This is a genomic window from uncultured Flavonifractor sp. (assembly GCF_944387675.1).
Classification (GTDB): Bacteria; Bacillota; Clostridia; order Oscillospirales; family Oscillospiraceae; genus Flavonifractor.
This window is the reverse complement of sequence record NZ_CALXFV010000010.1, coordinates 1-18,664: the sequence shown is the minus strand read 5'-3', so window position 1 is coordinate 18,664 and position 18,664 is coordinate 1. Positions and strand designations below refer to the sequence as shown.

General features: G+C 62.3%; 17 protein-coding genes. 8 read left to right on the top strand and 9 right to left on the bottom strand.

The genetic code is table 11. The features are described 5' to 3' along the window. The first annotated feature begins 1 nt into the window (after position 1). The 7 genes from Q0J74_RS02065 to Q0J74_RS02035 all read left to right on the top strand — a co-directional run bounded on the left by Q0J74_RS02065 (position 2) and on the right by Q0J74_RS02035 (position 7,568). Entirely contained in the window at positions 2-2,182 is a 2,181-nt protein-coding gene (locus tag Q0J74_RS02065) for an NHLP family bacteriocin export ABC transporter peptidase/permease/ATPase subunit (protein WP_297209866.1), read from the top strand. A 13-nt stretch (positions 2,183-2,195) separates the two neighbouring features. Beyond that, a complete protein-coding gene (locus tag Q0J74_RS02060; protein WP_297209863.1) occupies positions 2,196-4,409 on the top strand; it encodes an NHLP bacteriocin export ABC transporter permease/ATPase subunit in 2,214 nt (737 codons plus the stop codon). 142 nt (positions 4,410-4,551) lie between these two features. Beyond that, complete coding sequence (locus Q0J74_RS02055) at positions 4,552-4,902, top strand: hypothetical protein (RefSeq protein WP_297209860.1); 351 nt, start codon at positions 4,552-4,554, stop codon at positions 4,900-4,902. A gap of 81 nt (positions 4,903-4,983) precedes the next feature. Continuing rightward, positions 4,984-5,175: a hypothetical protein gene (locus tag Q0J74_RS02050; protein WP_297209857.1), complete on the top strand. Its 192-nt coding sequence runs from the start codon at positions 4,984-4,986 to the stop codon at positions 5,173-5,175. After that, positions 5,172-5,660: an RNA polymerase sigma factor gene (locus Q0J74_RS02045; RefSeq protein ID WP_297209854.1), complete on the top strand. Its 489-nt coding sequence runs from the start codon at positions 5,172-5,174 to the stop codon at positions 5,658-5,660. Before Q0J74_RS02050 ends, Q0J74_RS02045 begins: the two co-directional genes overlap by 4 nt. 152 nt (positions 5,661-5,812) lie before the next feature. After that, a complete protein-coding gene (locus tag Q0J74_RS02040) occupies positions 5,813-6,058 on the top strand; it encodes a hypothetical protein (protein ID WP_297209851.1) in 246 nt (81 codons plus the stop codon). A gap of 121 nt (positions 6,059-6,179) precedes the next feature. Continuing rightward, entirely contained in the window at positions 6,180-7,568 is a 1,389-nt protein-coding gene (locus Q0J74_RS02035) for a radical SAM/SPASM domain-containing protein (RefSeq protein ID WP_297209848.1), read from the top strand. Positions 7,569-7,748: 180 nt separating this feature from the next. Here the strand turns inward: Q0J74_RS02035 and rpiB are convergent, their stop codons facing one another. The 7 genes from rpiB to hrcA all read right to left on the bottom strand — a co-directional run bounded on the left by rpiB (position 7,749) and on the right by hrcA (position 15,917). Then, entirely contained in the window at positions 7,749-8,174 is a 426-nt protein-coding gene (gene rpiB / locus Q0J74_RS02030) for a ribose 5-phosphate isomerase B (protein ID WP_297209845.1), read from the bottom strand. A 15-nt stretch (positions 8,175-8,189) separates the two neighbouring features. Continuing rightward, positions 8,190-8,981, bottom strand: coding sequence for a histidinol-phosphatase HisJ family protein (locus Q0J74_RS02025; protein WP_297209843.1), 792 nt, complete (start codon positions 8,979-8,981; stop codon positions 8,190-8,192). 12 nt (positions 8,982-8,993) lie between these two features. Next, positions 8,994-10,925, bottom strand: coding sequence for a phospholipid carrier-dependent glycosyltransferase (locus Q0J74_RS02020; RefSeq protein ID WP_297209840.1), 1,932 nt, complete (start codon positions 10,923-10,925; stop codon positions 8,994-8,996). Positions 10,926-10,990: 65 nt separating this feature from the next. Then, positions 10,991-12,151: a molecular chaperone DnaJ gene (gene dnaJ / locus Q0J74_RS02015; protein WP_297209837.1), complete on the bottom strand. Its 1,161-nt coding sequence runs from the start codon at positions 12,149-12,151 to the stop codon at positions 10,991-10,993. 200 nt (positions 12,152-12,351) lie between these two features. Beyond that, positions 12,352-14,211: a molecular chaperone DnaK gene (gene dnaK / locus Q0J74_RS02010; RefSeq protein ID WP_297209834.1), complete on the bottom strand. Its 1,860-nt coding sequence runs from the start codon at positions 14,209-14,211 to the stop codon at positions 12,352-12,354. A gap of 76 nt (positions 14,212-14,287) precedes the next feature. Continuing rightward, positions 14,288-14,848 (bottom strand): nucleotide exchange factor GrpE, encoded by a 561-nt coding sequence (grpE, locus tag Q0J74_RS02005; RefSeq protein ID WP_297209831.1) that lies wholly within the window; start codon positions 14,846-14,848, stop codon positions 14,288-14,290. A 16-nt stretch (positions 14,849-14,864) separates the two neighbouring features. After that, positions 14,865-15,917, bottom strand: coding sequence for a heat-inducible transcriptional repressor HrcA (gene hrcA / locus Q0J74_RS02000; protein WP_297209828.1), 1,053 nt, complete (start codon positions 15,915-15,917; stop codon positions 14,865-14,867). Positions 15,918-16,124: 207 nt separating this feature from the next. Between hrcA and Q0J74_RS01995 the strand changes: the two genes are divergently transcribed. Beyond that, positions 16,125-16,589, top strand: coding sequence for a GNAT family N-acetyltransferase (locus Q0J74_RS01995; protein WP_297209825.1), 465 nt, complete (start codon positions 16,125-16,127; stop codon positions 16,587-16,589). Positions 16,590-16,627: 38 nt separating this feature from the next. On the opposite strand, the gene Q0J74_RS01990 is transcribed toward Q0J74_RS01995, so the two are convergent. Continuing rightward, on the bottom strand, positions 16,628-17,389 hold the full coding sequence (locus tag Q0J74_RS01990) for an MBL fold metallo-hydrolase (protein WP_297209823.1): 762 nt from the start codon (positions 17,387-17,389) through the stop codon (positions 16,628-16,630). Between the two features lie 12 nt (positions 17,390-17,401). Beyond that, positions 17,402-18,664: MATE family efflux transporter (locus Q0J74_RS01985; RefSeq protein ID WP_297209820.1), on the bottom strand; the 1,263-nt coding region annotated here is incomplete at its 5' end.

The following is an 18,664-nucleotide window of genomic DNA, read 5'->3' as shown; positions in this document are numbered from 1 at the left end:
CATGAAGCGGAAAAACCAGACCAGGCAGCCGGTGCGCACCGGCTATGCAAAGGTGCCGGTGATTATGCAGATGGAGGCGCTGGAGTGCGGCGCGGCCTCCCTGGCCATGATTTTGGCCTACTACGGCAAGTGGATTCCCCTGGAGCAGGTCCGGGCGGACTGCGGGGTATCCCGGGACGGCTCCAGCGCCAAGAATGTGCTCCGGGCCGCCCGGAGCTATGGCATGACCGCCAAGGGCTACCGCTATGAGCCGGAATTTTTGAAGCAGAACGGCAGGTTTCCCTGCATTATCCACTGGAACTTCAATCATTTTGTGGTGCTGGATGGCTTTAAGGGGGACCGGGCGGTGCTGAATGACCCGGCCAAGGGGACCTATCTGGTCTCGGCGGAGACCTTTGACAGGTCCTTTACCGGTGTGTGCCTGATGATAGAGCCGGGGGAGGACTTCACCCCCAGCGGCAAGCCAAAATCCATGCTGGCCTTTGCCCGGAATCGGTTGAAAGGCGCCGGTGCGGCGGTGGCCTTCCTGGTGTTGACCACCCTGATTTCCGCCCTGGTGGGTCTGATGAATCCGGTTTTTTCCCGTATCTTCCTGGACAGACTGCTGACCGGCCAAAACCCGGAGTGGCTGCTGCCCTTCCTGGCCGCCCTGGCGGGAATCAGTATTTTGCAGCTGGTGGTGGCATGGCTCCAGGCCATTTACGCCCTGCGCATTGACGGCAAGCTGGCGGTGGTGGGCAGCACCACCTTTATGTGGCAGGTGCTGCGCATGCCCATGGAGTTTTTCTCCCAGCGGATGGCGGGGGACATCCAGACGCGGCAGAGCACCAACGCCGAGATTGCCAACACCCTGGTCAACACCTTCGCCCCCCTGGCGCTGAACGGAATTCTGATGGTGGTCTATCTGGTGGTCATGCTCCGGTACAATGTACTGCTGACCCTGGTGGGGGTGGCCTCCATTGCCATCAACCTGGGCCTGTCCAACCTGATCTCCCGGAAGCGGATCAACATCACCCGGGTACAGATGCGGGACGAGGGCAAGCTGGCCGGAGCCACCGTGGCCGGTATTGAGATGATTGAGACCATCAAGGCCAGCGGGGCGGAGAACGGCTTTTTTGAAAAATGGGCGGGCTATCAGGCCAGCGTCAATGCTCAGACGGTGCGCTTTACCCGCCTGAACCAGTACCTTGGGATGCTGCCCCAGCTGGTGGCCACCCTGGCCAACACGGCGGTCCTTATGCTGGGGGTGTGGCTGACCATCCGGGGGCAGTTTACCGCCGGTATGATTCTGGCCTTCCAGGGCTTTTTGTCCTCCTTTACCCAGCCCGCCGTCACCCTCATCTCAGCCGGTCAGACCATCCAGGAGATGCGCACCCAGATGGAGCGGGTGGAGGATGTGATGGAGTATCCCATCGACGTGGTCTATGGGGGAAAGGAAGAGAAATCCGATCAGTACAGCAAGCTGTCCGGAGCCCTGGCAATGCGGAATGTGACCTTTGGGTACTCCCGCCTGGCTCCGCCTTTGATTGAGGGATTTGACCTGACCCTCCGGCCGGGAAGCCGGGTGGCTTTTGTGGGACCGTCCGGCTGTGGGAAATCCACCCTGTCCAAGCTGATTTCCGGGCTCTACCAGCCCTGGAGCGGGGAAATCCTGTTTGACGGCAAGCCTATCCTGGAGATTGACCGCAGCGTATTTACCGGCTCCCTGGCGGTGGTGGATCAGGACATCATCCTGTTTGAGGACACCATTGCCGACAACATCAAGATGTGGGACAGCTCCATCGAGGACTTTGAGATGATCCTGGCCGCCCGGGACGCCCAGCTCCATGAGGACATCATGCAGCGGGACGGCGGGTACCGCTGCATGATTACCGAGGGGGGCAAGAACTTCTCCGGCGGGCAGCGGCAGCGGCTGGAGATTGCCCGGGTCCTGGCCCAGGACCCAACCATTGTGATTTTGGACGAGGCCACCTCCGCTCTGGACGCAAAGACCGAGTACGGTGTGGTTCAGGCCATCAAGGACCGGGGGATCACCTGTATTGTGGTGGCCCACCGGCTGTCCACCATCCGGGACTGCGACGAAATTATCGTGCTGGACCAGGGTAAGGTGGTGGAGCGGGGGACCCATGACCAGCTGTACGCCCTGGGCGGGGTGTACACCCGGCTGATATCCAACGAATAAGGGGGTGGGCGAAATGGGCTGGTTTGACGAACAGATCCGGCAGCGCAGGGAGGCCGACGACGAGCTGTTCTCCGATGTGTTTGTCCACATCGGGGATGCGGTGATGGGCCGGCGGTTTTCCAAAGCCATGGAGGACGACCGGCAGGCTGTCCAGGACGCGGTGGCGGAAATTCTGAAAGTTTATCACATCAAAAGCCGGGAGATTCCGGAGGGATTCCGGGACCTCAACGAGCAGCTGGAGTATCTGATGCGGCCCCACGGAGTCATGCGCCGGATGGTCCGGCTGGAGCCGGGCTGGTACCGGGACGCCATGGGTCCCATGCTGGCGGTGAGCAAGGGGGACGGCGGCGTAATCGCTCTGATTCCCGCCGGCCTCTCCGGGTACCGCTTTTATGACCGTGTCCGGGGCAAGTACGTCAAGGTGAACCGGAAAAACGAGGGGGGCTTTGATCCGGAGGCCATCTGTTTTTACAAACCCTTTCCCCTGACGCGGATGACGGTGGCTGGCCTGCTGCGCTATATGGTGGAGGCCCTGCAGCCGGCGGATTTTGTTCTGACCGGGCTGGCCGCCCTGGCGGTCACCCTGGTGGGCCTGCTCAACCCTGTGCTCAATCATATCATCTTTTCCGATATCGTAACGGGGGACAGCCTTCAGCCGGTGATGGCCATGACGGTGTTTCTGGTGTGTGTGTCTGTCAGCACGGCGCTGTTTGGCTCAGTCAAGGCTCTGCTCATGGCCAGAATCAGCACCAAGATTCAGTTCTCCGTTCAGGCGGCCACCATGATGCGGGTGCTGTCCCTGCCGGCCGCTTTTTTCCGCAGTTACAGTTCCGGCGAACTGTTTCAACGCACCCAGTACATCAACGTCCTCTGCACCATGGTCATCTCGTCGCTGCTCTCCACAGCTCTGACCTCGGTGTGCTCCCTGGTGTATCTGCCCCAGATTTTTCTCTATGCCCCCGCTCTGGCCGTTCCGGCCATTGTCATCCTTCTGGCCACGGCGGGCTTTTCCCTGCTGTCCACCGTGATTCAGGGGCGGATCACGAAAAAGCAGATGGAGTTTGCCGCCAAGGAGAGCGGCGTCAGCTATTCCCTGATTTCCGGGGTGCAGAAGCTCAAGCTGTCGGGGGCGGAAAAGCGGGCCTTCGCCCATTGGGGCGGCCTGTTTGCCAAGGAGACCGCCCTGCGCTACAATCCCCCTATGTTTGTAAAGCTTAACCCGGTCATCAGCCTGGCCATCACCCTGTTCGGCACCCTGGCGCTGTACTACGGCGCGGTAATCAGCGGAGTCAGCGTGGCAAACTACTATGCCTTTCAGACCGCCTACGGTGTGGTGTCGGGGGCCTTTGTCTCCTTGTCCTCCATCGCCCTGACTGTGGCACAGCTCAAGCCGGCCCTGGATATGGTGCAGCCCATTCTGGACGCCGTGCCGGAAATTTCGGAGGGGAAGCAGGTGCTCACCCAGCTCTCCGGCGGGATCGAGGTGAGCAACGTCTGTTTCCGGTATGATGAGAGCATGCCCAATGTGCTGGATAACCTCTCCCTGAAAATCAAGCCGGGTCAGTATGTGGCCATTGTGGGGACCACCGGCTGCGGCAAGTCCACCCTGATGCGGCTGCTGCTGGGCTTTGAGACGCCCCAGAAGGGGGCCATCTACTATGACGGGAAGGACCTGAACAGTATCGACTTGAAATCCCTGCGCCGGCGGATCGGGGTGGTGATGCAGGACGGGAAGCTGTTTCAGAGGGACATCTACTCCAACATCGTGATTTCCGCCCCCTGGCTCACCCTGGAGGACGCGTGGGAGGCGGCGGAGCTGGCCGGGATTGCCGAGGATATCCGCCGTATGCCCATGGGGATGCACACCATTATCTCCGAGGGGAGCGGCGGCATCTCCGGCGGACAGCGGCAGCGGCTGATGATCGCCCGGGCCGTCGCCCCCAAGCCCCGTATCCTGACGTTTGACGAGGCCACCTCCGCCCTGGACAATCTGGCCCAGAAGCTGGTGTCCCAGTCCCTGGACGGGCTTAACTGCACCCGGGTGGTAATCGCCCACCGGCTGTCCACCATCCGCCGGTGCGACCGGATTATCGTGCTGGACAAGGGTAAAATCATAGAGGACGGGACCTACGAGCAGCTGCTGGCGGCGGGCGGCTTTTTTGCCGAACTGGTGGCCCGCCAGCGCCTGGACATTCCTCAGGGAGACCGGACGGAAACAGGGGGCTGAGCGCCGGCAGAAAAAGCGGCGGTACGATTGGCCCGCCCGGAGCCGGCGGGGTATAAAAAGATGAAACGGGTTTTATCCTCGTAAGGATGCCCCGCCTGCCGGCGGGGAGAAAATGCAATTATAATATTGGGAGGAGATTTATATGGATTGGGAACAGATTGTGACTCCGGAGCTGTTGAGCAAAGCCAACGCGTGCAAGACGCCGGAAGAACTGCTTGTCCTGGCGGGGACGGCGGGGATGGAACTGACGCAGGAGCAGGCGGCGGAATATTTTGCCAAGCTGCACCAGACGGGAGAGCTGTCCGACCAGGAGCTGGACAACGTGACCGGCGGCGGCTGCGGCAAGGGAGGACCCAAGTCCGGGGATGCCTGCTCCCGATGCGGTTCCACCAACACCACCTATCAGTCGGTGACCTACAAGAAGGGCTACCTCATCTGCAATTCCTGCGGCGCCAAGGTTGAGATCTATCTCAGCGGTCCGCTGATTATATAATGAAGCCAACGGGATACCCGGCTTGTAAAGGACGGCGAGTATCTGTTTCTCAGACTGGGCATTAAAACGGGAGAGAAAGCTATGGAGCAGATCTTAAGGCTGCTGCTGGACTACCAGCGGTTTCAGGAAAACCAGCGCCTGGACGCCCTCATCGCGGACACCTTCCACCGGTATGGAGAGGGTTTGAGCGACGAGGCGCTGGAGCAGGTCTGGGCCGCCGGAGAGGCGGAGCCGGTCCGCCGTCCGCCCGACCTTCCGGAGGGATGGCCATGATGCATACGGCGGCGCAGAAGGAACAAATCTACATGGAGTACCGGGACAAGGTGGCCCGCTATGTGGCGGGCAAGGTCGGAGACATCCAGGAGCGGGAGGACCTGGTGTCCAGCGTGTTTCTGAAGGTCTTTCAGAACCTGGACACCTTTGACCGGGAGCGGGCCTCCCTCTCCACCTGGATTTACACCATCACCCACAACACGGTGCTCAACCACTACCGGGGGATGCGGCCGGTGCAGGAGCTGAACGAGGAGCTGGCCGACCCGTCGGAGGGACTGGAGATACACCTGCTCAGCGAGGAGATGCTGGAGCGGTTGGCCCGGGCCTTGGAGGAGCTGGACCGGCGCCAGCGGGATCTGATTTTGCTCCACTACTATGAAAACCGCACCCTGAAGCAAATTGCGGCGCTGATGCAGATGTCCTACGCCAACGCCAAAGTCATCCACCAAAAGGCGCTGAGCCGGCTGCGGGATCAGCTGGCGTAGCGCTCCGCCAATTTATTTTATATCCATATGCCCATAGCCCAACAGATTCCACGGGTGTATAAAAAGACGGAACAAGAATCAAGACACAAGGCGCAGACCTGTCCGCAGCAGGAGCGCGGATGGGAACGTCTCAATGAAAAGGAGGAATTACTATGAGCGAGGAAAAGAAGGTCCAGGGTCAGGCGGAGCTGTCCGAGGAGCAGCTGGCCGGCGTGGCCGGCGGTGGCTTTGCCCCGCAGGAAACTGCGCTGGAATCCCCCTGCCCCAAGTGCGGCAGCAGGAATACCTACTATCAGACGGTGGGTACCACCAATTACCTGGTTTGCAGAGACTGCGGCGCCCAGACCCAGCGCAATGCGTTTTCGGTCCTGGGCGGCAACAGGATGCCCGGCTTCTGAACCCGGCGGTCTTCCATCCGGCGAGAGCGGTCGGGGCGGAAGCGTATGGAACGACGGGGCAAGGCGGCAGGTCTCATGGAAGGCTGCCGCCTTGCCCTATTTTATGTTTGGAGCGAAGTGTATGAGATATCAACTTAAGGAGCAGATTGCCCTGCGTTCCTGGTGGCTGGTTCCCTATGCCTACTACAGGCGGGGGACGCGCAACGCCTTTGGGCTGAAAAAGGAGGAATTTGAGCTGCTCTGCCGCTGTGACGGCCGGCAGGAGCTGGAGGAGAGCGCACTCTTGTCCGCCCTGGCGGAGCGTGGGCTGTGCGCGCCCTGCCAGGGGGCGGGCGGACTGACTCCGTGGCAGCGGCCTCTGGCGTGCGAGAACCGCTACTTTCCCGCCATGAACTGGATGATTACAGGCAAGTGCAACTACAACTGTCTGCACTGCTTCAACGCGGCGGACAACGCCCCGCTGATGGACGAGTGGAGCCTGGCGGAGGCGGAACGGCTGCTGGATCAGGCCAGGGACTGCGGCATCAACGCCTTTACCATCACCGGCGGCGAGCCCATGCTGCACCGGCAGTTCTTTGAGATCATGCAGGGCATCTGCGAGCGGGGCATGTACGTGGAAGAGCTGAACACCAACGGCTTTTTCCTGGATCAGCAGGCCCTGGACCGGCTTCGCTCCATGGGGTGCCTCCCGCTCATCAAACTCTCCTTTGACGGCTTGGGCCATCACGACTGGCTGCGCAACCGCCAGGGCGCGGAGGCGGACGCCCTGCGGGCCATCCGGCTCTGCCGGGAGAACGGCTTCCAGGTTATGGTTCAGACCAATGTGCATAAGCGGAACCTGGAGAGTATGCTGCCCACCATCAAGCGGATGGAGGCGCTGGGGGTGAACCGCATGCGCATCATCCGCACCACCGAGGCTCCCAGGTGGGTGTGCAACGGCGGGGCATACACCCTGACGCTGCGGGAATATTTTGATGCGATGGTGGCGCTGCTGGCTCGCTGCAAGGAGGAGCTGGAGTACATGGAGCTGGACATCTGGCAGCTGCTCACCTTCTTTCCCGCACAGCGGAGCTACCGCCTGCGGCCTGTCCTGTGCGAGGCGGGAACGTACCGGGATACCATACCGGTCTGCCGGGGCAACCGGGGCATGGTAGCCGTGGCGGCCAACGGCAATGTGTTTCCCTGCCACCAGATGTCGGGCTACTATGAGCAGCACAGCGACAGCCTGGGGAACGTCAAGCGGGAGGGGCTGCAAAAGCTCCTCCAGTCCGGCCGGTATCTGGACGAGGTGTGTACCACAGTGGGGGTCCTGAAGGCCCGCAACCAGACCTGCGCCGCCTGCCCCTATTTCCCCTATTGCACGGGCGGCTGCCGGGCGGTGGCCCTGGCCCTGACCGGGGACAAGCTGGGCTGCGACCCCTCCAAATGCCTCTTCTTCCGGGAGCGGTATGAGAAGAAAATCGCGGAAGCCCTGAGGGATTACCATAACGATACGCCCATCCATACGTGACGGGACGGCGGAACCTTGAAGGACCGCGCCCCGGCGAAGAGGACTCCCCGGGCGAAAGCAGGCGGGCAGGTCTTACACAAGACCTGCCCGCTCCAATTTGTTGAAAATCCCCCCGGAGTTCCCGACCGCAGGCGGGAACAGGGCTGCGCTGCGTCCGGCCTGCCCGGCGCCTGCGCCGGCTCAGCCTTCCAGCTTGTTGACCCGGCGCTGATGGCGTCCCCCCTCAAACTCCGTGTTGAGAAATACCTCTACAATCCGGTCGGCCATGTTGGGACCGATCATCCCGCCCCCCATGGCCAGCATGTTGGCGTCGTTGTGCCGCCTGGTCATCTCGGCGGACAGAGGTTCGCTGCACAGGGCGCAGCGGATGCCCTTTACCTTGTTGGCGGCAATGGAGATGCCGATGCCGGTGGTGCAGATGACAATCCCCCGGTCACAGGCCCCGGAGGCCACTGCCTCCGCCGCCACCCGGCCGAAGTCGGGATAGTCGCAGCTCTCGGACGTGTAGCAGCCGAAGTCCTGGTAGGCCAGGCCGTGGGCGTCCAGCCAGGCCATCACGTGCTGCTTCAGGGCCAGTCCCCCATGGTCACAACCCAACGCGATCATCACAAAATCCTCCTCTTACAATTTGTGAAAGACAGGCCTGCGCCTGTCATAGGTACAGACGTACCGGAAGCCGCAGTCGGCCAGCAGGCCCTGGATCTCCCGCACCCCTTTGCCCACCCCCTCCGGTACGTGGGCGTCGGAGCCGATGGTGACAATCTCACCGCCGCACTCCCGGTACAGCGCCAGCACGGGCTTCCACGCTTCAATGGTGCGGCCCCGCCAGGTGTTGAGCTCCATACCCTTGCCGTTTTCCACCGCCGTGCGCAGGATGGCGCGGATGCGTGCGGAATACCGGTCCAGGGACACCGGGACCTCCATGTACCGCAGGGGATAAATGATGTGAGCCAGCACGTCGTAATAGGGGGTGGCGGCCAGCGCCGCCATGGAGGTGAAGTAGTCGTCCAGGGCGGCATAGCAGGCCTGGCTGTCGGGATAGGGGACGTAATAGAAATCGGTCCCCCCCTTTTCCGGACAGAGGTTGTGGACGGAACCCAGCACGAAGTCCAGCTCCGGCCGGTCCAAGATGACCTGGGAGGCCTCGGGATTCAGGTGGGCCATCCCCAGCTCCAGCCCCAGCTTCAGGGTGACGGTCCCGGCAAACCGGGCGGCCTGCTCCTGGTATTGGGCCAGGGCGGGGGGCCAGTCGTAGCGGTCCACCGGCTCTCCGTACAGGCTCAGCAGGTCGCAGTGGTCGGTGACGCACAGCTCGGCCAGCCCCGCCTCCGCCGCCGCCCGGGCCATCTGCTCTAGGGGAGCGGTGCTGTCGGGGGAGAGCTGACTGTGGGTATGATAATCAGAGCAGTACATAAAACCTCTCCTTTAAAACGGCCAGGATGGGAACCACTTGAGCACGCAGGTGCCGTACCAGGTGGGGTAGGTGATGCCCACCAGCACCGGATAGAACAGGGCGTACAGAGCGACCGCCCCGCCGGTGACGGCATACATGGCGCCCTTCCAGCGCACCAGCTCCTCCTTTTGGGCAAGGGTGTCAAACACGCAGCACAGAGCCAGAATGAGGAAGAGCACCGAGGGGAAGTAGTGGTAGGCGAAGGTAATCCGCCCGATAAACAGCCAGGGGACCAGCTGGGCCAGGTAGCCGATGAGAATAAACAGGGCCTTGCCGTACCGGCGGACAATACCGTGGAAAGCGCAGGCCAGAATGGCCAGCAGTCCGCCCCAGCATATCACCGGGTTGACAAAAGCGGCAAAGCGGGTGGTGACCCCCTCCACCGAGTTATCCATATAATAGAGAATGGGCCGGGCGTCCACCAGCCACTGGTACCACCGGGAGGAGTAGGGGTGGGTATCGGTCACTCCGCTGTGGTAGGAGAGCATGTACTCCTGGTTTTTCCACATCTCCCGAAGCAGATTGCCCAGGGACATCTCGCCGGAGGCGGCGGCGTAGGGCAGGTAGGACAGGGTGTAGATAACCGCCGGAATCAGGGCGAACACCAGCAGGGAGAAGGCCAGAATCTTCACCGTCCAGGCCGCCCGCTGGTGGCGGAGCTCCTCCGGCCAGTCCCGCAGCTTCTGGTACAGGGCCAGGAAGTAGAGCACCACCAGCCCGGTGCAGCCGTAGATCACCGTCCACTTGGAGGCCGCTCCGATCCCCCAGAACAGTCCCGACAGGAACAGGGGTAGGGCGCAGGTCTTGAAGCAGGTCCCGGCAGGCAGCACCAGATACCGGTACATAAAGAAATACATCAGCAGCACGAAGAAGAAGCCGTAGGTATCGATGGTGGCCAGTCTGGTCTGAGTCAAATGCATGAAGTCGGCGGCCAGCAGAATGGTGCCGCAGGTGGCAATAGAAGTGCGGCCGAAGAGATTCTTCAAAAACACGTACAGCAGGGGCAGCATCCCCACCCCGAACAGGGTCCCCATGAACCGCCAGCCGAAGGGGGTCATGCCGAACAGCCGGATGCCCACGCTCATAATCAGCTTGCCCAGGGGCGGGTGGGTGACCTCGTAGGGGTACACCCCCCGGATATGCTCATAGGCGGTGCGGGGGTGATAAATCTCGTCAAAGTAGGCGCTGTTCAGGAAGGTGATGGCCTGCGGCACCAGCCCCTGTTCATCAAGCAGGGGATTGGTGGGGTCGCTCAGGTCCACGAACTTGCCGTCCATGTCGAAAAGAGCCAACTCATTTAGCTCCAGCGGCTGCTTGTTGGCCCGCCCGGTGAGGCGCAGGTAGCGGATATACTGGGGATTGTCAATGGTAATCTCATTCCACTTGAACAGCTGGTTGTAGTTCTGGGTCATGGCGTAGCTGCTGCTGTAGCCGGTGCCGTCCGCCCAGTAGTAACCGGTGACCTTGTCCGCGTCCTCCGGGTCGTCCTTCCGCTGCCACAGGGACAGCCAGTTCACCCCGTCGCTGGAGATCTCCACCTGGTAAGAGCCGGTACCCAGGCCGCAGAAATACCAGAGCTTGGATACCTGCACCTGCTCCGGCAGTACAAAGGTCTGGGCGGTTTCGTCCCCAAAGTCCCGGGCGCTCTGGGGCGCCTCCAGGTCCCCCAGCTGGACGAAGGCGGTGACGGCGTAGATGGCAGTGATGAGCAGCAGAGGGACGGCGTCCTTCTTCACCATGGGGTGGCAGGTGCCTGCAAAGGTCAGCCGCCGCTTGTCCGGAGCCGGGGCCAGCCGCTGAGCCAGGGGCCGGCGCTGAGTCTGCACGTACCAGACGAAGAAATAAAACAGGGCCGCCGCGGTGAGTACGGGGAAGAGATAGACGATGTATCGGATGGAACCCACAGGGAACACACCTCCACGTCAGAATAGAAAAAATAAGAGGATGAGTCTGCACTCATCCTCTTATTTTATTTCTTCTTCTTCTTTTTGTCAAAGAAAGATTTCACGCTGTCCACCGGGCCGGCTTGAATCTCGCCCATGGCTTCGCCATAGGCACGCAGCGCCTCCTTCTGCTCGTGGCTGAGATTGGTGGGGACCTGTACGTTGACGGTCACGTACTGGTCGCCCCGGCCCCGGCCGTTGACGCTGGGGATGCCCTTGCCCCGCAGCCGGAAGGTAGTGCCGGGCTGGGTACCGGCGGGGAGGGTCCATTTCACCTTGCCGTCGATGGTGGGAATCTCCAGCTCCGCCCCCAGGGTGGCCTGGAGGAAGGTGACCGGGTGCTCCAGATACACCGATGTCCCCTCCCGTTTGAAGAAGGCGTGGGGGCGCACGGTGACGCTGATAAGCAGATCCCCGGCGGGTCCGCCGTTGCGGCCCGCCCCCCCCTGACCACGGAGGGAGACCGCCTGGCCGTTGTCAATGCCGGCGGGAATGTTGACGGTGATTTTCCGCTGCTTCCGGGCGGTGCCGGTGCCGCCGCAGGACTTGCAGGGCTGGTGGATCAGCTTGCCCCTGCCGCCGCACTTGGGGCAGGTGGTGGTGGTGGCAAAGGTAAAGGCGCCGCCTCCCCGCTGGATGCGGATGGTGCCGGTGCCGTGGCAGTCGGGACACACCTCGGCAGTGGTGCCGGGGGCGCAGCCGGTGCCGTGGCACTCCTCGCAGGATTCGGTGCGGGTGAGGACGATCTCCTTCTCGCAGCCGAAGGCGGCCTCTTCAAAGCTAATGGTCACCGAAGCCCGCAGTGTCTCGCCCTTTACGGGGCCGGTGCGCTGGCGGCTTCCACCGCCGCCGAACCCGCCGCCGAAGAAGGAGCCGAAAATGTCGCCCAGGTCGATGTCCCCCATATCAAACCCGCCGAACCCGCCGCCGCCGAACCCGCCGGCGCCGAAGTTGGGGTCTACCCCCGCGTGGCCGAACTGGTCGTACTTGGCCCGTTTCTCCTTGTCGGAGAGCACCTCGTAGGCCTCGTTGACCTCCTTGAATTTGGCCTCGGCGGTCTTGTCCCCGGGGTTCAGGTCAGGGTGGTACTGCTTGGCCAGCTTGCGGTAGGCCTTTTTCAGCTCGTCGTCCGAGACCCCCTTGGACACCCCCAGGACCTCGTAATAATCACGTTTCTGTTCAGGCATTGGTGTTCACCTCTTTACACACGGAAAGCAGCGGGGGTATGCTCCCGCCGCTGCGTTCCGTGGCTTGCTCTCACGCTGAGGCACGCTCGCGGTCGGGTCGCCAAGCCGGGACTGCGCGGAAAATGCCGCTCCGGGCGATGCCCGTCGCCTGTTTTTCCGTCTGCGTCCCGCCTTGGCTCCCCTGCTCACGGCCTCCGCGCTTATTTGTTATCGTCGTCCACAACCTGATAGTCGGCGTCCACCACGTTGGGGTCGGTGCCAGAGCTGCCGGACTGGCCGCCGCCGAAGCCCGCGCCGCCCATGTCGGGGCCGGGCTGGCCGGCCTGACCGGCCTGCTGGTACATCTTCTCCGCCACGGGGTAGAAGGCCTTGGTGGTCTCCTCGGTGGCGGCCTTGATGGCGGCGATATCGCTCCCCTTCAGCGCGTCCTTCAGCTTGTTCAGGGCCGCCTCCACATTGGCCTTGTCGCCGGCGTCGATCTTGTCCTTGGCGTCCTCCAGGGCCTTCTCGGTCTGATACACCACCTGGTCGGCCTGGTTGCGTACGTCCACCTCTTCCTTCCGCTTGGCGTCCTCGGCGGCAAACTGCTCGGCCTCCTTTACGGCCTTGTCGATATCCTCCTTGGACATGTTGGTGGAGGAGGTGATGGTGATGTGCTGCTCCTTGCCGGTTCCCAAATCCTTGGCGGAGACGTTGACGATGCCGTTGGCGTCGATGTCGAAGGCCACCTCGATCTGAGGCACGCCCCGGCGGGCGGGGGCGATACCGTCCAGGTTGAACCGGCCCAGAGTCTTGTTGTACTGGGCCATCTCCCGCTCGCCCTGGAGCACGTGGACCTCCACGCTGGTCTGGTTGTCGGCGGCTGTGGTGAAGATCTGGCTCTTCTTAGCGGGAATGGTGGTGTTGCGCTCAATAAGCTTGGTCATCACGCCGCCCATGGTCTCGATGCCCAGGGACAGGGGAGTGACGTCCAGCAGCAGCAGATCCTTCACGTCGCCCACCAGCACGCCGCCCTGGAGAGCGGCACCCATGGCCACGCACTCGTCGGGGTTGATGCCCTTGAAGCCCTCTTTGCCGGTGAGCTTCTTCACCATGTCCTGCACGGCGGGAATCCGGCTGGAGCCGCCCACCAGCAGGACTTTGGCGATATCGCCGGAACCCAGGCCGGCGTCGCTCATGGCCTGACGCACAGGGCCGGCGGTGGCCTCCACCAGGGAGGCGGTGAGCTGGTCGAACTTGGCCCGGGTCAGGGTCAGATCCAGGTGCTTGGGGCCGGTGGCGTCGGCGGTGATATAGGGCAGGTTGATGTTGGTGGAGGTAACGCCGGACAACTCAATCTTGGCCTTCTCGGCGGCCTCCTTCAGCCGCTGCATGGCCACCTTGTCGCCGGTGAGGTCGATGCCGGTGTCCTTCTTGAACTCGGCGGCCATCCAGTCCATCACGGCCTTGTCGAAGTCGTCGCCGCCCAGGCGGTTGTTGCCGGCGGTGGCCAGCACCTGGATCACGCCGTCGCCCACCTCCAGCACGGACACATCGAAGGTGCCGCCGCCCAGGTCGTACACCATGATCTTCTGGTCGGTCTCCTTGTCCACGCCGTAGGCTAGGGCCGCGGCGGTGGGCTCGTTGATGATCCGCTTTACGTCCAGACCGGCGATCTTGCCGGCGTCCTTGGTGGCCTGGCGCTGGGCATCGGTGAAGTAAGCGGGGACGGTGATAACCGCCTCGGTGACGGTGGAGCCCAGATAGGCCTCGGCGTCCGCCTTCAGCTTCTGAAGAATCATGGCGGAAATCTCCTGGGGGGTGTAGGCCTTGCCGTCAATGTTCACCTTGTAGTTGGAACCCATCTCCCGCTTGATAGAGGCGATGGTGCGGTCGGGATTGGTGATGGCCTGGCGCTTGGCCACCTGGCCCACCATCCGCTCCCCGTCCTTGGAGAAAGCCACTACCGACGGGGTGGTACGGTTGCCCTCCGCGTTGGGAATGACGACCGCCTCGCCGCCTTCCATAACGGCGACGCAGGAGTTGGTGGTACCAAGGTCGATACCGATAATCTTAGACATAATGATTCCTCCAATATTAAAGAAATTGGTTTTTCACAAAGAAATGGGATGATGGGGCGCACAGGCGCCCGGAGGGTCAATTTGCCACCTTGACCATGGAGAAGCGAATGATCTTCTCCCCGTTTCGGAAACCGGCCTGGAACACCTCCACAATGGTGTTCTCCCCGGCGCTCTCGTCCTCCACATGCATCACCGCGTTGTGGAGGTTGGGATCAAAGGTCTGGCCCAGGGCGGGAATTTCCTCAATGCCCAGCTTGGAGAGGACCTCCTTCAGCTGGGACATGGTCATCTCCACGCCCTTTTTGTAGGCCTCATCGCAGGTCTCCTGCTTCAAGGCCCGCTCCAGGTTATCGTAAACCGGCAGAAAGGCCCCGGCGGTCTCCGCCCGGGAGTCCGCCCAGGCGGATTCCTTCTCCTTCTGGCTGCGGCGGCGGTAATTGTCATACTCCGCGGCCAGGCGGAGAAATTTGTCCTCCTGTTCGCTGAGGGTTTTCTGAAGCGCCTCCAGCTCCTCCAGCAGGGGATTGGGGGTCTCCTCCGCAGCGGCGGGCTCGGCAGCCTGCTCCTCGGACTGCTGACAAGAAATCTGCTCCACGTCTTGAGCCTGGGCCGGCTCTTTTTCTTTCTTGCTGCTCATTGAGTCCACTCATCTCCTATTTATGATCGTCCCTGCCGTCCGGCAGCTCACCCCGGCCGAACAGGCGGCTCAGCCCTTCGGCCAGATAGGACAGCCGGGCGGTAATCTTGGCGTAGTCCATCCGTGTGGGTCCCACCACTCCGATGACGCCCCGCATCCCGTCTCCAATGTCGTAGCTGGCCACCACCACGCTGGTGTCCTTCAAGGCGTCGGCCACGTTTTCCGGGCCGATGAGGATCTTCATGGGGTCGTCCTTGGGAATGGGGAAGCGGGCGGGGTCGGTGTCCTCCGACAAATAACTCAGCAGGGGCTGAGCCCGGTCCAGGGAGCGGTATTCCGGCAGCTCCAGCAGATGGGCCAGCCCCGAGGTGTGTACCGTGCGCCGCTCCAGGCTCTCCAGCACCTCAATGGCGAAGGACACCACCAGGCTGATCAGCCCGTAGGAATCCCCTGCGGCGTGTTGGGCCACCCGCATCAGCTCCGGCGTAATTTCCTCCAGAGTCAGGCCGGTGAAGGTGGTGTTGAGCAGGGTGTTCAGCAGCTGAAGCTGGGCCTCCGTCAAATCGGAGGGCAGCCGGATCAGCCGGTTGCGGACAATGTTGCTGTCGGTCATCACCACAATGATAAAGGCGTTGCGCTCCACCATCAGCAGGTCAAACCGGCGGATGGTCACCCGCTCCATGCCGGAAGAGAGGGCAAAAGCGGGGTAATTGGTGAGCTGAGACACCACCCGGCCCGCCTGGTCCAGTACCCGGTCCAGCTCCTGCATTTTCAGCCGCAGGGCCTGGTTGATCCGTTCCGTCTCCTGGAGGGAGAGCTTGTGCTCCTCCATCAGCTCATTGACGTAGAGCCGGTAGCCCTGGACGGAGGGGATGCGTCCGGCGGAGGTGTGGGGTTTTTCCAGCAGACCCATGGACTCCAAATCCGCCATCTCATTGCGGATGGTGGCGGAGGAGACCTCCATGCCGATGGCCTGGGCAATGGCCTTGGAACCCACCGGCTCCGCCGACTGGATGTAGCTTTCAATGATGGCGCGGAGAATTCGTCTTTTTCGCTCTGTTAAATCCATTCCGGCCACCCCTCCATAGTTTTAGCACTCATACAACCTGAGTGCTAATCATAATGTAGCACCCTCCGCCGAAAAAGTCAATAGGCAGGGATGTAAATTAAATGTGAACGGAAAAACCGTGGCAGACGGAGGCGGAGACTGCAAGCAAGGTCCGGTTGACGGCGGGGGGATTCAATGATATGATGGGCAAAAGGGGAGGTATGCGTGTTGGACGGCTTGCCGATCGAGATCATAGACTATGAGGACCGCTACAAGCAGGCACTGGAGGACATTTCCCTGCCCTGGCTGCTGGAGTATGATCTGCTGGAGCCGGTGGATCTGGAGATGCTGGCCGATCCCCATCGGTTCATCGCCGGGGGAGGCCGGGTACTGCTGGCCCGCCTGGGGGATGAGATTGTGGGTATGGTGATGCTGGAGCTTCAGGGGGAGGGCGTATGCGAGGCCCTGAAGTTCGGCGTGAAGGAGGCCTTCCGGGAGCGGGGGGTGGGTACCGCGCTGATGGAGGCGGCCCTTCAGGCTGCCCGGGACGCGGGACAGAAACGGATTGTGGTCACCTCCAACCACAAGCTGAAAGCCGCCCTGCGGCTGTATGAGAAGTTTGGATTTGAATACGTGACGTATTCTGATAAGTGGTTTCAACTTTCGGATATCAGAATGGAGCGGGATCTATAGGAAAAGAGGAAGGACGCGCCCGGCGCGTCCTTCCTCTTTTAATCCGCGAACTCGTAAACCGCCCCGGTGGTGAGGTGGTGGAGCCGGTCCCCCAGCTCCTCCTTTAAAATTGCATAGGCGGGGGAGCCGGTGCAGTGGCCGGTGTAGATCTCCCCCACCTTCAGTTCGTCCCGGAGGGCGGCGGCAATGGCGCGCACCCGCTCCGGAGCGGGACCCAGGGTGGAGACCCCGCCCCTGCCCATCAGGTGGAATCCCCCCAGCACCGCCCGGATGGGCTGGCCGGGAAACTGTTCGGTCAGCTGGGTGAGAATTTTTACCACCCCGGCGTGGCAGCAGGAGTTGAGCACCACCAGTCCCTCCGCGGTCTCGGCCACCAGGGACTGCTCATGCTTCACCCGGTCGGGGATGAGGTGAAGGCCGTCGGCCAGATCCCGAGGGCCGTCGGCCAGATCAAAGCGGTTTTCGTGCCGGCAGAGCATGCCGGAATTGACCCCGATGTACTCCGTTTCCTCCCAGTATTCCGGCTCCACAATTCTGGGCCGGGCGTGGACGGAGGCGGCGGAGTTGACGGCAAAAAAGGCGTTGAAGCCGTCGGCGTGGTCGTAGTGGCCGTGGGACAGGGCGGCCTTTTCCACCCCGGCCAGGTCCACCCCCAGCTTGTAGGCGTTGTACAGCACCGCGCCGCACTCGCCTGCGTCCAGCAAATAGCGCCCACCCCGGTATTCCAGGTGGAAGGACAGCCCGTGCTCGGCGATCAGTCCCTCCGGCGCGGAGTTTTCCATCAAAACGGTGATCTTCATAAAGCGGCCTCCTTACTGCTTGATGTGGGAAAACTGGGTGACGTCGTTGATCCATACCCGGGAGCGGAATCTGGGAACGCCCAGGAAAAATTTGGAGGTACTCTCCATAATTACCCCCACATAGACCCAGAAGATGCCCCACTTCAGCACCAGCCCGAACAGGGCGGACAGAGGGAGCGCCACCAGCCACAGGGGGATCAGATCGATCACCGTGGCGGCCCGCACATCGCCCCCGCCCCGGAGCACCCCCACGGTATTCACCGTATTGAAGGCCCGGAGGGGGAGGACCACGCCGATAAAGGTGAGCATCATGGTGGCGATCTCCATGGCCGCGGGGGACAGCTGGAAGAGGGGATAGACCGACCAGGGGAAGACCAGATGGGCGCACAGGGCCAGCGGCACCCCGATCACCAGACCGCAGGCCATGGCCAGGGTGTTCAGCGCCCCGCCGATCTCGTAAATATGCTCCCGCCGGCCGGCGCCGATCTCACGGCCGATGACAATGGCGGTGGTACCGCCCACAGCGAAGATGGCCACGGTACACAGATCCTCAATGCTGCCCGCCACCGCCCGGGCGGCCAGAATTTCGGTGGAACCCTCCATGTGGCCCATTACCACCTTGTGCAGGGCGGTACCCAGACCCCACAGGGTTTCATTGAGCACCACCGGTCCGGAATAGTGGAAGAACTTCTCCATCAGCAGGGTACCGGGGCGGAGCAGCAGGGCGGGACGCAGGCGGAAGCGGCGGTTGGTGAGGGCGTAGGTCCCCATAATGAGAAACTCCAGAATGCGGGAGAGCAGGGTGGCCAGCGCCGCCCCCTCCACGCCCAGGGCGGGGGCGCCCAGGTTGCCGAAGATGAGAACCCAGTTGAGAAAGGTGTTGGCGCTCATGGAGAGGGCGAAGACGCTCATGCCCAGTTTGGGATTCTCCATGGACCGGTGAGCGCCCACATACACCCCGGTGATGCTGTTGAAGAGGTAGGAGGGACCCACGATGCGGGCGTAGCTGGCGGCCAGGGGTACCAACGCCGGGTTATCGGTGAGCAGCCCCATCAACTGGGTGGGGAAAAAGCACATCACTGCCGCGAACAGGGCGGCGATGGCCCCCGCCACGTAGCAGCCCAGGCCCATGACCCGGTTGATGGAGTCGGTGTCCCCCTTGCCCCAGAACTGGCTGATGAGCACGGAGGAGCCGCTTTGCAGCCCGAAGATCACCAGCTGGATGACGAACACCGGGGTGTTGGCCACCAGCACCGCCGCCAGGGGGACCTCCCC

Bases quoted from the DNA above. Each gene is read 5' to 3' on its own strand.
- dnaK (WP_297209834.1), bottom strand. From the start codon at position 14,211: ATGTCTAAGATTATCGGTATCGACCTTGGTACCACCAACTCCTGCGTC.
- hrcA (WP_297209828.1), bottom strand. From the start codon at position 15,917: ATGGATTTAACAGAGCGAAAAAGACGAATTCTCCGCGCCATCATTGAA.
- Q0J74_RS02050 (WP_297209857.1), top strand. From the start codon at position 4,984: ATGGAGCAGATCTTAAGGCTGCTGCTGGACTACCAGCGGTTTCAGGAA.
- Q0J74_RS01990 (WP_297209823.1), bottom strand. From the start codon at position 17,389: ATGAAGATCACCGTTTTGATGGAAAACTCCGCGCCGGAGGGACTGATC.
- Q0J74_RS02060 (WP_297209863.1), top strand. From the start codon at position 2,196: ATGGGCTGGTTTGACGAACAGATCCGGCAGCGCAGGGAGGCCGACGAC.
- Q0J74_RS02045 (WP_297209854.1), top strand. From the start codon at position 5,172: ATGATGCATACGGCGGCGCAGAAGGAACAAATCTACATGGAGTACCGG.
- dnaJ (WP_297209837.1), bottom strand. From the start codon at position 12,151: ATGCCTGAACAGAAACGTGATTATTACGAGGTCCTGGGGGTGTCCAAG.
- Q0J74_RS02035 (WP_297209848.1), top strand. From the start codon at position 6,180: ATGAGATATCAACTTAAGGAGCAGATTGCCCTGCGTTCCTGGTGGCTG.
- grpE (WP_297209831.1), bottom strand. From the start codon at position 14,848: ATGAGCAGCAAGAAAGAAAAAGAGCCGGCCCAGGCTCAAGACGTGGAG.
- Q0J74_RS02065 (WP_297209866.1), top strand. From the start codon at position 2: ATGAAGCGGAAAAACCAGACCAGGCAGCCGGTGCGCACCGGCTATGCA.
- Q0J74_RS02055 (WP_297209860.1), top strand. From the start codon at position 4,552: ATGGATTGGGAACAGATTGTGACTCCGGAGCTGTTGAGCAAAGCCAAC.
- Q0J74_RS02040 (WP_297209851.1), top strand. From the start codon at position 5,813: ATGAGCGAGGAAAAGAAGGTCCAGGGTCAGGCGGAGCTGTCCGAGGAG.
- Q0J74_RS02025 (WP_297209843.1), bottom strand. From the start codon at position 8,981: ATGTACTGCTCTGATTATCATACCCACAGTCAGCTCTCCCCCGACAGC.
- rpiB (WP_297209845.1), bottom strand. From the start codon at position 8,174: ATGATCGCGTTGGGTTGTGACCATGGGGGACTGGCCCTGAAGCAGCAC.